This is a genomic window from Brenneria tiliae (assembly GCF_023347575.1).
Lineage (GTDB): Bacteria > Pseudomonadota > Gammaproteobacteria > Enterobacterales > Enterobacteriaceae > Brenneria > Brenneria corticis.
On the sequence record NZ_JAKPCB010000092.1, the window covers coordinates 136,431 to 149,267 of the forward strand.

Below are 12,837 nucleotides of genomic sequence, written 5' to 3' on the forward strand. Positions count from 1 at the left end.
AAAAAAGGCCCGCCCGTTGCCGTGAAATTTACGGCAACAATAGGTAAAAAATAATATCGGGAGGAGTGGGTCAGCGTATGGCGTTCAGATAGGAATCATCCAGCCATTGATCCACGTCGAAAGGTTGCCGAATCAGGCGAACCTCGTGGGCCAGTTTCACCGCCTGTTTTAATTTCGCCACATAGGCGGCGTCCCATTCCGGAGACAGTCGCTCCGATAATGGCGGTAAAGTATCCCACTCGGCGCGTAATATGTTTTCCGGGTAACCGGATTGGGTCGCCAATAATTGAATAAAGGCGTCCTTGTTTTTTTCAGCGCTGCCCCAGGCCGCCGCTTCACGCTGTACTTTGACTAAACGGCGGAGAATATCCTCATTACCCCGGGCGAATTTCCCATCCACCAGCAGAAAACCGCTTAGCTGCCCCGCGCCCTGTAAATCGCGGCTGGAAAGCGGGATCTCCGCCAGCCCTTTATCGCGCAGCGATAGGATGTTGCTGCCGCCCCAGGTGGCGTCAATTTGTCCGGCGGCCAACGCCGCGCTGGCCGCCGCGAAGTCGAGGTTGATGATTTTGAGGTCGGACGCTTTCACCCCCTGGGAGTCCAGGGCGTTGACGAAGGAAAGCTCGGCCGCCGTACCGCGAAACAGTCCCACCCGTTTACCCTTTAAATCCGCCAACTGATGGATGCCGGAACCCCGGGCGACGCCCAGATAGTGGTTTATGCCGCGCGCCGCCACCGCAATAACCCGCGTGTCCAACCCGCGGGAGCGGCCGATAATGCTGGCCAGATCGCCGAGGTAGGCCACATCCACCTGGTGGTTGCCGAACGCCTCGTTGATAACCGGGCCCGCGCCTTTGATAAAGGTCCAGCGAATGCTGATGCCGTCTTTGCCGAACTCGCGCTCCAGCAGCTTCTGGCTATAAATCACGTCAATCAGCCCGCCGCCGCTGGGCTGCGTGCCCGCGCCGATATCCGGCGCGGCGATGCGAATTTCACTGATGGCCGCCGCCGTGCCGGAGCACAATATACTGATGGCCAGCAGCCCGGTGAACAACGTTTTACGCCCTAAAGTCATCATGGTATTTTTACCCGCCGTTATGGTGTTTTCGAATATATTTATTTTTAACCGCTTTATTTATTCGAACCCTGAGGTATTGTTGCAACACAACATTTAAACGGTGAGAAATAAACTGACTAATACAAAAAAAGCATTATCATTTTTGTTAATTAGCTAAACCAGCGCTCATCGTTATATTTCACCGGTATGCAGTAAACGAAAAAAAACTATTCCAACTATGCATTAGCCTGAATGGAATTATTCCCCGTAAGCTGAACGCACCATAAATATTATCGGACGAGAGACCTTCCTATCCTGGTCAAATAAATAAGGGTATATCGATATGCATATACATAATTTGACTTTATTGGATGGGACAGAAAAATCGGATAAACGAATTAATGCTGTCAGGAGTAATAACATCATGACGGAATTACTGTATGCGGGAGACGCCGCGGAGTCCCGGCCCCGTTCCCCGCAGGCGACACAGGCTGTCCGCTCCCTCGGCGATTTTGCTCTGCAGCGATTGAACGCGCTACGTCCGTCCCGGCCGCAGTATTGGCTGGCGGCGATATTGACCCTGACGCTGCACGCCGCCGCGCTTTCTCTGCTCAATCGTCCGGCGACGCTGCCCGTGACGGCGCCGCCGCGTCCGCAGCCCGTCAGCGTGGAGCTGGTCGCCGCCGTTCCTGAAGAGCCGGCGCCCGAGGTGGTTGAACCGGCGGCGCCAAGCGAACCGGAACCGGAGCCGCCGCCGGAAACCAAAACGGTGGATGAGAACGCCTTGCTTCCTCCGGTCGTGGAGAAAAAGCCGCCGCCCGTGGCGAAAAAAAAAGTAGCGGTGAAAAAGCGCCAGCCGGCGCCCAAACCGCCGGCGGAACCCAAACCGGCATCGTCCTCGACGGTGCCGGCGGCGCCTTCTCCGGCCGCGGCGCAAGCGCCGCTCACGCCGCCGCTGGCGAACGCCGACTACCTGCATAACCCGGCGCCGCCTTACCCGGATGTGGCGATCAGCCGGGGCCATGAGGGAACCGTGCTGCTCAATGTGCAGGTGCGCGCCGACGGCAAGGTGCAAACCATTCGTATTCAAAAATCAAGCGGCTATCCGGCGCTGGACGATGCGGCCAGAGACACGGTACTGCGCTGGTCTTTCGTCCCGGCCCGCCGCGGTAATCAGGCCGTCAGCGGCTGGGTAATCGTCCCTATCGATTTTTCGCTTAATTCATGAGGTATTCGTTATGACGCTCGGACACATTGAACTGCTCTCCCCGGAGGGGGCGGTTATTCTGCTTTTGCTGCTTTTCTCCGTGGCGACCTGGATGCTTGGGTTGCTGAAGTGGGGGCAATACCGGCGTTTGCGGCGCCGCGACCAACGCTTCCGCGCCGCCTTCTGGCGGCAGGAAGATCTGAGTCAGACGCTGTCCGCCACCGCCAGCCTGCCCGGTTCTCTCGCCAATCTGGCGCAGGCGGCGCTCAACGCTCCGGAACGTATTCGCGGTAATCTGGCCGCCGCCATCCATCTTCCCGATCGGGTGGAGCGGGCGCTGCAACAGCAAATTCAGCGCGAACGCCGTTCGCTGGAAAGCGGGCTGGCGGTCCTGGCCAGTATCGGCAGCACCTCGCCGTTTATCGGTCTTTTCGGCACCGTCTGGGGCATTATGGCGGCCTTGCAGGAGATTGGCCTGACGGGCTCCGCCAGCCTCGATACGGTGGCGGGTCCCATCGGCAACGCGCTGATCGCCACCGGGATCGGCATTGCCGTCGCCGTGCCGGCGGTGCTGATCTACAACTATTTTCTGCGCCGCCTCAAGCTCGCCGTGGCGGAAATGGATGATTTTGCCCACGATATTTACAGCGTGATGCAGGCGCATGATTTTCAAATAAACGGCGAGCCGTCGGCGGCGCCGTTTGCGGTTAAAAACATCCGGGAGGTGGTGTGATATGGCTTTCACTTCCCGTAACGATGACGATGTGATGTGCGAAATGAACATCACGCCGCTGGTGGACGTCATGCTGGTGCTGTTGGTGGTGTTTATCGTCACGGCGCCGATGCTGACCAACGCCATTCCGATCCAATTACCCAAAACCGCGGCGGTGGCGCCGGCCGATCGCAGCGATCCCATCGTTATCAGCATCGACGGCGAACAGCAGGTGTTTATCAATAAAGAGCGCCTTGATCGCGAACAGCTGATCCCCCGCCTGCAACAGGCCAGGGCCGCCGACGATAGCCTGGCGGTGCAGGTGCAGGCGGATAAAAAGGCCAGCTACGGCACGGTCGCGGCGCTGCTGGCCGATGTGGAGCAGGCGGGCATTACGCGCCTGTCCCTGCTGACGCAGAAATAATGTTGCCGGGTAGGTCTGATACCATGACGTCCAAATCCGCTTCCGCGCTCGCCGCTCCGCTGCTGTCCGCGGCGGCGGCGGGCTACGTCGCGTTGGTGGTGCCGCTGCTGCTGCTGGCATGGTGGTGGCTTGCCAGCCGGCTCGGGTGGATGTCGGAGCAAATTCTGCCTTCGCCGATGGCGGTGGCGGCAAGCGCGCGGGCATTTATCCCCGAAGAGCTGATTCATCAACTGCCCATCAGCCTGCTGCGGCTGGCGATCGGTCTGGGCGGCGGCATCGCGATCGGGCTGCTGCTCGGCAGCCTGTTTGGCCTGAGCCGTCGTCTGCACGCGCTGTTTATGCCGCTGTTCACCGTTATCGCGCAGATCCCCACCCTGGCCTGGATCCCGCTGTTTATGCTGGCGCTGGGCATCGGCGAAGCGCTGAAGCTGGTGATTCTGGTGAAATCCGTCACCGTGCCCGTCACGCTGTACACCTGCGCGGGCATTCAGCAGACGCCGCAGAAGCTGCATGAAATGGCGCGCAGCCTGCGCCTGCCGCCGCCGGCGTTTCTGCGCCTGCTGATTATCCCGGCGATGCTGCCCTACGTGATGACCGGCATCCGGCTCGCCTTTTCACAGGGCTGGGTCTCGCTGATGGCGGTGGAGCTGCTGGCCTCCAGCGAAGGACTGGGCTACCTGCTGGTGCAAAGCCGCCAGCTGTTTATGCTGGATCTGGTGTTCGTCTGTATTCTGATTATCGGCCTTTTCGGCTTTGCCGGAGAGCGATTGCTGCTGTGGCTGGAACGGCGCTGGGTACACTGGCCGGCGCCGGTACTGGGCCGCGACGCCATGACCTCCCCGCTTTCCAGCCTGTCCCTGACGCCGTGGATCGTGCCGCTGCTGTTGATCGGCTGCTGGCAGATAAGCGGCGATCGCGGCTGGGTCAACGCCGTCTTTCTCCCGGCGCCGGATCGCGTCGTGGAGACGCTATTCGCCGGGCTGGCCAACGGCGACCTGCTGACCGATCTGACCGCCAGCCTGGCGCGCTCCCTGCAAGGTTTTGCGCTGGGCAGCGCGGCGGGGGTGCTGGCGGGCGCCTGGCTCGGCGGCTGGCCCATGGCCGACAGGCTGTTTAATCCGCTATTGTCCGCGCTGCGCAGCGTGGCGATTTTTGCCTGGCTGCCGCTTATCACCGCCTGGTTCGGTCTGGACGACACCGCCAAAGTGGTGTTTATCGCCGTCGCCGCTTTCTTTCCGGTGCTGCTGGCGACCCGGCAGGGCATCGCCCAGCTGCCGCCCACGCTACGGGAAGTGGCGCGCATGCTGCGCTTGCGTCCGCTGCAAAAGCTGCGAATGCTGGTGCTGCCCAGCGTGCTGCCTTCCCTCTTTTCCGGGCTGCGGCTGGCGCTGATGCACGCCTGGACCGGCGCCATCGGCGCGGAATATTTCATTCCTTCGGGCGCAGGACTGGGCGGCATGATGATTCGCGCCCAACAGCTGCTGGAGTCCGAACGGATTATCGCCGGCGTGGTGCTGATTGCCGTCGTCGCCGCGATTTTTTCCCGCGCTATCACCCTGTCTGAACGCTTTCTGACCGGCTGGCGTTTTAAGTAACCGCGAATGGAGAACCCATGTCCCTGCAATTTCAGCATATTACCAAACGGTTTACGGTGAATGGCGCGTCCCTGACGGCGCTGCAAGAGATTAATCTGGCGCTGCGCGCCGGCGAACTGGTCGCCATCATCGGCGCCAGCGGCTGCGGCAAATCGACGATTTTGCGTTTGGCGGCGGGCCTGGAGGAAGCGGAGCAGGGGACGATCCTGCTGGACGATCGCCCCGTGCAGGGCATTCCCGCCGACGTCAGCCTGGTGTTTCAGGAGCCGCGATTGTTTCCCTGGCTCACCGTGACGGACAATATTCGGCTCGGCATGCTCAATCTCGGCCTCTCCGCGGCGGAGACGGCGGGGCAGATCGCCCACTATTTGCGGATGATGGGGCTGGAAGGATTTGCCGACGCCCTGCCGCACCAGCTTTCGGGCGGGATGGCGCAGCGCGTCGCCATTGCCAGGGGACTGGCGACGCGCCCGAAAATCCTGCTGCTGGACGAACCCTTCGGCGCGTTGGACGCGATCACCAAACAGCAGCTGCAGCAGCGGCTGGCCGATATTCGCCGGCAAACCGATCTGACTATTCTGCTGGTCACGCACGATGTGGAAGAGGCGGTCTTTCTGGCCGATCGCGTGGTGGTGATGTCTCCCCGACCGGGGCGGATCAGCGATATCCTGCCGGTGAACCTCCCTTATCCGCGAGAGCGCAACAGCCAGGCGCTGCTGACGCAGCGCCAGATCCTGAGCGAGGCGTTGAATCAGGCGGAGACCTCGATCGAGGCGTAGCCATGTCTTTGGTTTACCATGGAAAGTACAGATAAATCCTGAAGTTAATGATACCCCCACTCCGGCATAATTATCCCCGTGGGCGTTGAGACTCCCCATAAATCTCGGGAAGGAATGTCTGTAAGCACAGTGAGGGTTTCGTGCGCACTAACCTCAGTCGATTTCTGCCACCGTCGCAGCACGCGCCCGACACGGGGGGCTCAAGCGCCAGCCCCCCGTGACCCCGGGCTTTTCGCGAAATGATGAACCCCGTTGGGGTTCACCCTACGGGCCAACGCAAGCGTTGTTCCATTTTACGTTGCAAAATGGTGTCGTCGCTACGCGATGCCTTCGGCGTACGTGACCGCTGGTCGGGCCGCCATTGACGCGGGATACTCGTCCCATCCATGGGACTCGCCCTAACGGGCCAGCGCAAGCGCTGTTCAAAAACGCTCCCGGCGTTTTTGTCCGGCGCGGCACTGGCTTTCGCGGCGTCCCTGCCGCTCACCCGGCGGCCACGCCCACCTCAGCGCGATTTTTTACGCGAAGGAAAATACTAAAAAAACAACATCATGCCGTCACCGGCTCCCGCTGAACGCTTCCCGCCGCTTGAAAGCTACTGGGTGATTGCCTTACGGATGCGTCATCATAGCGAATCATGGTCATTAACTGGCATAATGCGCCGGTCGTTTTCGGTGAATACCTGACTCAGGTGTTACAGTTCGGGCATCGGATGCCTTGTTGACCTAAACTCGTTATGGTCGCTCCCGTCAGGGACCGACGCGTGACAGTGCTTACTACCGATATCCGCCTGGCGCAAAAGGGCGGGTATAAATAGCTATTATTGAGGTTTTCGCATGACAAAAGTTACCGTTGCCGCAACGCAAATGGCGTGCTCCTGGGATCTGCCCAGGAATATTGAGAATGCCGAAAAGCTGGTGCGACAAGCGCATGCCAAAGGGGCGCAGGTGATCCTGATTCAGGAGCTGTTTGCCGCGCCTTATTTCTGTATCGATCAGAGCCCGGAACACTACGCTCTGGCGCAGGAGCTGGAAACCAGCCCGCTGATTAAACATTTCTCCGCGCTGGCGGCCGAGCTGGAAGTTGTGCTGCCGCTGAGCTTTTTCGAACGTGCCAATAATGCTTACTACAACTCGCTGGTGGTGATCGACGCCGACGGTTCGGTGCTCGATCTGTATCGCAAGACCCATATTCCCAACGGTCCGGCGTATCAGGAGAAGCAGTTCTTTATCCCCGGCGATAGCGGTTTTAAAGTCTGGCAGACGCGCTATGCGAAAATCGGCGTCGGCATCTGCTGGGATCAGTGGTTCCCGGAAACCGCGCGTTGCCTGGCGTTGCAGGGCGCGGAGCTGATTTTCTATCCGACGGCGATCGGCTCCGAGCCGGCGTACCCGGATATCGACAGTCAGCCGCACTGGACCCGGGTTCAGCAGGGCCACGCCGCCGCCAATCTGGTGCCGGTGATTGCCTCCAACCGTATCGGCACTGAAGCCAGTAAATATATCGACGGTCTGGAAATGACCTTTTACGGCTCCTCCTTCATCGCCGATCAAACCGGCGCGCTGGTGGCGCAGGCCAACAAAACCGACGAAACCGTACTGGTGCATACCTTCGATCTGAACGCCATCGCCGCGCAGCGCGCGTCCTGGGGACTGTTCCGCGATCGCCGTCCGGACATGTACGGCGCGATCGCCAGCTCTGACGGCAAGACGCGGAGATAAATGATGTCACAATTGACCACGCCGTATCAGGATGGTTTTACGATGCCGGCCGAGTGGGCGCCGCAGGAAGCCGTGTGGATGCTGTGGCCCTATCGCCGCGATAACTGGCGCGATGATGCGCTGCCGGCGCAGCGAACCTTTGCCGCTGTGGCCGACGCCATCGCGCAGCAAACGCCGGTAATCATGGGCGTGCCGGCCCGTTATCTGGATGACGCCAAACGCACCATGCCCGGCAGCGTCACGCTGGTCGCCATGGAGAGCGATGACGCCTGGATGCGCGATACCGGCCCGACGATGGTGCTGAATCAGGCGGGCGAGCGCCGCGGCATTGACTGGCGGTTTAACGCCTGGGGCGGCGAACTCGGCGGTCTGTATGAAGACTGGCGCCAGGATGAAAAGGTGGCCGCGCAGGTGCTCTCCTATCATGGCGATGCACGCTACGCCGCGCCGTTGGTGCTTGAGGGCGGTTCAATCCATAGCGACGGCGAAGGAACGCTGCTGACCACGGCGGAGTGCCTGCTGAATCCCAATCGCAACCCGCAGTTGAGCAAAGCGCAGATCGAACAGCTGATGCGTGATTATCTGGGCGTCTCGACGATTATCTGGCTGGCGGAGGGGGTTTATAACGACGAAACCGACGGGCATATCGACAATATGTGCTGTTTTGTCCGCCCCGGAGAAGTGGCGCTGCACTGGACCGATGATAAAAACGACCCGCAGTATCCCCGGTCGGCGGCGGCTTATGAGGTGTTGTCCGCCGCGCGCGATGCGCAGGGGCGTCAGCTGAAAATCTGGAAGCTGCCGGCGCCGGGGCCGCTATACGCCACGCCGGAAGAGACGCAGGGCGTGGATGCGGGGAATGCGATTGAGCGTAATGCCGGATCGCGCTTGGCGGGATCGTACGTGAACTTCCTGATCAGCAACCGGCAGATTATTTTCCCGCTGCTGGACGAACGTACCGATGATATTGCCCGCGCCCTGTTACAGCAGATATTTCCGGGCTATGCGATAAGCGGCGTGCCCGCCCGCGAGATCCTGCTGGGGGGCGGTAATATCCACTGTATTACCCAGCAAATTCCGGCGGTGAGATAAGGCGGGAAGCGTTATTGATAACCCCCTCCCGGCCTCCCCCTTGTCAGGGGGAGGAGCATTCTCCCTCCCCAGTGAAGGGGAGGGCCGGGGTGGGGTAAAACCCCAGGAAGATAGTGAACTTAGCCGCGTTTGGCTTCCGCCGCGGCTTTAACGATCACCGCGAAAGCGTCGGCTTTCAGCGAGGCGCCGCCGACCAGCGCGCCGTCGATGTCCGGCTGAGTGAACAGTTCCGCCGCGTTGGAGGCGTTAACGGAGCCGCCGTACTGAATAATAACCTGTTCAGCAACAGCCTTATCCTGTTTGGCGATATGATCGCGGATAAACTTGTGAACCGCCTGAGCCTGAGCCGGAGTGGCCGACTTGCCGGTACCGATAGCCCAGATAGGTTCGTAGGCGATGACCGCGTTTTCAAACGCTTTGGCGCCCAGCGTATTCAGCACCGCGTCCAGTTGACGCGCGCAAACGGCTTCAGTCTGTCCGGCTTCATTTTCAGCTTCGCTTTCACCGATGCACAGTACCGGAATCAAGCCGGTTTCTTTCAGTACGCCGAATTTTTTAGCAATGAATTCATCGCTTTCTTTGTGATAAGTGCGGCGTTCCGAGTGGCCGATGATAATGTATTTCGCACCGATATCTTTCAGCATGGCGGCGGAGGTTTCACCGGTATAGGCGCCGGAAAGATTGACGTCTACGTTTTGCGCGCCCAGATGGATGCGGCTGCCAGCCAGTTGATGATTAGCCTGATCCAGATAGATCGCCGGCGGGGCGATGGCGATGCCGCAGCCGTCAACCGCGCTCAGTTCATGGCGCAGGCCGGTAATCAGCTCGTTGACCATAGCGGTGCTGCCGTTCAGTTTCCAGTTACCCATAACTAATGGATGTCGCATTTTTTTTCCTCCAGGCGGAATAGCGAGTGAATCAAAATTTTACTGCCTATCCGGCAGTCTGACCTGCTAATAGTATAAAGACGAAACGTTGCCGTGGCTCGGTTTTTCGTCATTAATTGCCGCGTTGATCAGGGGGTGGATAGCGTTAGCTTAATCGGTTCAACAGCAAAAGTTAGTCCCTTTTCGCTGTTGTCCGCCACAACATAGCGCAAAGCGCCCTCGGTTTGCTGGTAAAAGTGCTGTCCTTTGCCTTTTGTCAGTAATTCGGTGATTTTTTTGATGCTCTGCTCCTCCGTCAACGACGGAACAAAAGCCCGCAACAGCGCCGCCATATAGCTGACGGCCTGCGCGCGCCGGGCTTCCGTTTCCGTCTCTTCCGGCTGTGGGACCCAGGTAATTTGCAGCGTTTTGATTTTACCCGTCCCTTTCTCCAACGCCGTTGAAGCATATAGCCGATCGTTGATTTTGCTGGCGGCTCGGGTCAACTGACCGGCGCTGTGGCCGCTATCGACCACGCGGAATTCGCTGATCGGCAGCGTCGGATTGCTCAGGTTGTAACGCGTGCGAAACTGCACGACCGTTTCGTCGAACGTAGGCGCGCCCGACAGCAGATAGGGGGCGGCGACCGGCGTTTTCGGCGGAAAAGTCGGATCGGACCGTGCGCCGGGAAGATAGAGCGTCAGTGCCGACAGGGTAAACAGGAGCGCCAGGGTTTTTCTTGTCATGGGTACTTTATCAGGTGAAGGTTAAATTGAGCCGACGGCGGCGAATAACGACGATACGTCTGATTAAAGCGGCATTCGCTGGGTATTGTCAAAATTCGCAGAAAGATTGCCGGTGCGCCATCCTGTTGGGGTAAAATCGGCCCGAATTGATATGCGGGGTTCGATGCGTAATGACGCTACAGCAATGGTGTTTCTCGTTTAAAGGCCGTATCGGCCGTCGTGATTTCTGGATTTGGCTTGGCATCTGGCTGGCGCTGATGCTGCTGCTGTTCACCTTGGCCGGCCTGAAGTGGCTGGATACGCAATCCACCGCTTTCGCTCTGGTGGCGTTGCTGTGGCCTACGGCGGCGATAGTGGTAAAGCGTCTGCACGATCGTAATAAAAGCGGCTGGTGGGCGCTGCTGTTAATCGTGGCGTGGATTCTGGCGGCCGGTAACTGGTATATGCTGCCGGCCATCTGGCAGTGGGGCATCGGCCGTTTTCTCCCCATCCTTATCTGCGTGATGGTATTTCTCGACTGCGGCGTTTTTGTCGGCACGTCCGGAGACAACCGTTTTGGGCCGCAAGCGGAACCGGTCAGGTTCCGCCGCTGAATGTTTATCACCAGTAGTGCTCACTGGTGATATGACCGGGCCTGCGGCGCAGATGCTTGGTCATTTGCCGCTCTTCTTTCAGTATTTGCTGGGTATCGCGCACCATCTGCGGGTTGCCGCACAGCATGATATGGCTGGTCGCGGCATCCATCGGCAATCCCACCGCAGCCTCAAGCGCGCCGTTGGCGATCAGCGCGGGGATGCGGCCGGTCAATGAGCCGGCGTTTTCTTCCCGGCTGGTTACCGTTTGAATCTGCAACTGGCCGAGGTAGCGTTGTTGCAGTTGCTGCATCAGCGGTAAATAGCTCAGGTCGCGGGCAAAGCGGGCGGCGTGAACCAGCACGATGTTTTTAAAGCGCGCCAGATCTTTGCCTTCCTGCAGAATGGAGAGATAAGGTCCGATCGCCGTGCCGGTGGCCAGCATCCACAGGGTTTCGCATTCTGGAATCTCCTCCAGCACAAAAAAACCGGCGGCGTCTTTGGTCACCATGACTTCATCACCGGGCTGCAAATCGAGTAAGCGCGGGCTTAATTTCCCCTCGGGAACCGTGACCAGATAGAACTCAAGATTGCGGTCGCTGGGGGCGTTGACATAGGAATAGGCCCGCTGCACGCGCTCGCCGTTCACATCCAGCGCCAGTTTGGCGTACTGCCCGGCGGTGAAGGGCGCGGTGGGGGCATGAACCCGGATGCTGAACAAACTCTCCGTCCAGTTTTCCACCTGAATAACTTTGCCTGTCACCCATTCAGCCATCGTTGTGTGCTCCTGTTTCTGTTATTACCGTGGTATCCGCTATCCGGCAAATCGCAGGCGCGGCGGCTTTTCCGCGCCAGGCAATCATGGGATGTACTGCGGGATACAACGGCCGGCGATATCCGCGTTATGTCCGTGCGGCCATTAATTGGCCGCCTCTACGATACGCCATTTATTAACAATTGTGAAACAATTAGGCGGTTAAAATAGATTGGTTAACCATCGGGTTAAAGCAGAAAATCATGCAGCGTCCGATCCTTGCGGTCGAGGTAATGGGTGGATTTGATGCGGCGGATGGTGCGTGATTTTCCGCGGATCAGCAGGGTTTCGGTGGTGGCGATATTGCCGCGGCGCGCGATCCCTTCCAGCAGATCGCCCTTGGTGATGCCGGTTGCCGAGAAAATCACGTTGTCATTACGCGCCATCTCGTCGAGCGGCAACACTTTCCCGGCCTCGATGCCCATTTCCCGGCAGCGCGCCAGCTCATCTTCGCCGATGCGGCGGTTCTCTTCGCTGTCGCCTTTAACCTGATGGCGCGCCAGCAGCCGGCCCTGCATATCGCCGTCGAGCGCTCTGATCACCGCCGCGGAGATAACGCCTTCCGGCGCGCCGCCGATGCCGTACAGCACGTCGACTTCGCTGTCCGGCATGCAGGTAAGAATGGAGGCGGCAACGTCGCCGTCGGGAATGGCGAACACCTTCACGCCCAACTGCTGCATCTCCGCAATCACCGCGTCATGACGCGGTTTGGCCAGGGTAATCACCGTTAACTGGCTGAGCGGTTTATTCATCTTGCGGGCGATATTGCGCAGGTTTTCCGCCAGCGGGAGCTGCAGGTCGATAATGCCCTTGGCCTCCGGGCCGACAATCAGTTTTTCCATATACATGTCGGGTGCGTGCAGAAAAGCCCCTTTTTCGCCGACCGCCAGCACCGCCAGCGCGTTGGCCTGCCCCATGGCGGTCATGCGCGTACCTTCGATGGGATCGACGGCGATATCCACCGCGTCACCCTGCCCGGTACCGACCTGTTCGCCGATATACAGCATCGGCGCTTCATCGATTTCGCCTTCGCCGATAACAATCCGGCCGGTGATATCGACCTGATTGAGCATAATGCGCATGGCCTGCACCGCCGCGTTGTCAGCGGCGTTTTTGTCGCCGCGGCCTAACCATTTATAGCCTGCCAGCGCGGCCGCCTCGGTGACGCGCGAGAATTCGATGGCTAATTCACGTTTCATGGATACCTGTCTGTTATTGAACCGGAAAGGGAGTTTGTGGGCGGGGATTTTAT

The 12,837-nt window shown here is 59.3% G+C and carries 13 protein-coding genes; 8 read left to right on the forward strand and 5 right to left on the reverse strand.

Features of this window, described 5'->3' with window-relative positions; translation table 11 throughout:
- Positions 1–70: 70 nt before the first annotated feature.
- Positions 71–1,078 carry an ABC transporter substrate-binding protein gene (locus MFP24_RS06780; RefSeq protein WP_249229737.1) on the reverse strand — a complete coding sequence of 336 codons (1,008 nt, stop codon included), beginning with the start codon at positions 1,076–1,078 and terminating at the stop codon, positions 71–73.
- Between the two features lie 403 nt (positions 1,079–1,481).
- On the opposite strand from MFP24_RS06780, the gene MFP24_RS06785 reads away from it, so the two are divergent.
- The 7 genes from MFP24_RS06785 (at position 1,482) to aguA (ending at position 8,587) form a co-directional block, all read left to right on the forward strand.
- Positions 1,482–2,285, forward strand: coding sequence for an energy transducer TonB (locus tag MFP24_RS06785; RefSeq protein WP_249229736.1), 804 nt, complete (start codon positions 1,482–1,484; stop codon positions 2,283–2,285).
- Positions 2,286–2,295: 10 nt separating this feature from the next.
- Positions 2,296–2,997 (forward strand): MotA/TolQ/ExbB proton channel family protein, encoded by a 702-nt coding sequence (locus tag MFP24_RS06790; RefSeq protein WP_249229735.1) that lies wholly within the window; start codon positions 2,296–2,298, stop codon positions 2,995–2,997.
- Position 2,998: 1 nt separating this feature from the next.
- The gene (locus MFP24_RS06795; RefSeq protein ID WP_249229734.1) at positions 2,999–3,400 is read left to right on the forward strand and encodes an ExbD/TolR family protein; all 402 of its coding nucleotides are present in this window, start codon (positions 2,999–3,001) and stop codon (positions 3,398–3,400) included.
- Between the two features lie 23 nt (positions 3,401–3,423).
- Positions 3,424–4,995 carry an ABC transporter permease gene (locus tag MFP24_RS06800; protein ID WP_249229733.1) on the forward strand — a complete coding sequence of 524 codons (1,572 nt, stop codon included), beginning with the start codon at positions 3,424–3,426 and terminating at the stop codon, positions 4,993–4,995.
- Between the two features lie 17 nt (positions 4,996–5,012).
- Entirely contained in the window at positions 5,013–5,774 is a 762-nt protein-coding gene (locus MFP24_RS06805; protein WP_249229732.1) for an ABC transporter ATP-binding protein, read from the forward strand.
- Positions 5,775–6,610: 836 nt separating this feature from the next.
- Positions 6,611–7,495, forward strand: coding sequence for an N-carbamoylputrescine amidase (aguB, locus tag MFP24_RS06810; RefSeq protein WP_249229731.1), 885 nt, complete (start codon positions 6,611–6,613; stop codon positions 7,493–7,495).
- Positions 7,496–8,587 (forward strand): agmatine deiminase, encoded by a 1,092-nt coding sequence (gene aguA / locus MFP24_RS06815; protein ID WP_407061982.1) that lies wholly within the window; start codon positions 7,496–7,498, stop codon positions 8,585–8,587.
- 119 nt (positions 8,588–8,706) lie between these two features.
- Here the strand turns inward: aguA and tpiA are convergent, their stop codons facing one another.
- Together tpiA and MFP24_RS06825 are read right to left on the reverse strand one after the other, a co-directional pair.
- Positions 8,707–9,474: a triose-phosphate isomerase gene (gene tpiA / locus MFP24_RS06820; protein WP_249229730.1), complete on the reverse strand. Its 768-nt coding sequence runs from the start codon at positions 9,472–9,474 to the stop codon at positions 8,707–8,709.
- Positions 9,475–9,602: 128 nt separating this feature from the next.
- Positions 9,603–10,199: a DUF1454 family protein gene (locus tag MFP24_RS06825; RefSeq protein WP_249229729.1), complete on the reverse strand. Its 597-nt coding sequence runs from the start codon at positions 10,197–10,199 to the stop codon at positions 9,603–9,605.
- Between the two features lie 170 nt (positions 10,200–10,369).
- Between MFP24_RS06825 and MFP24_RS06830 the strand changes: the two genes are divergently transcribed.
- The gene (locus MFP24_RS06830; protein WP_249229728.1) at positions 10,370–10,792 is read left to right on the forward strand and encodes a DUF805 domain-containing protein; all 423 of its coding nucleotides are present in this window, start codon (positions 10,370–10,372) and stop codon (positions 10,790–10,792) included.
- A 7-nt stretch (positions 10,793–10,799) separates the two neighbouring features.
- Here MFP24_RS06830 and fpr read toward each other — a convergent pair whose 3' ends face one another.
- Complete coding sequence (gene fpr, locus MFP24_RS06835) at positions 10,800–11,546, reverse strand: ferredoxin--NADP(+) reductase (protein WP_249229727.1); 747 nt, start codon at positions 11,544–11,546, stop codon at positions 10,800–10,802.
- 227 nt (positions 11,547–11,773) lie between these two features.
- Entirely contained in the window at positions 11,774–12,784 is a 1,011-nt protein-coding gene (glpX, locus tag MFP24_RS06840; RefSeq protein ID WP_249229726.1) for a class II fructose-bisphosphatase, read from the reverse strand.
- Between the last annotated feature and the right edge of the window lie 53 nt (positions 12,785–12,837).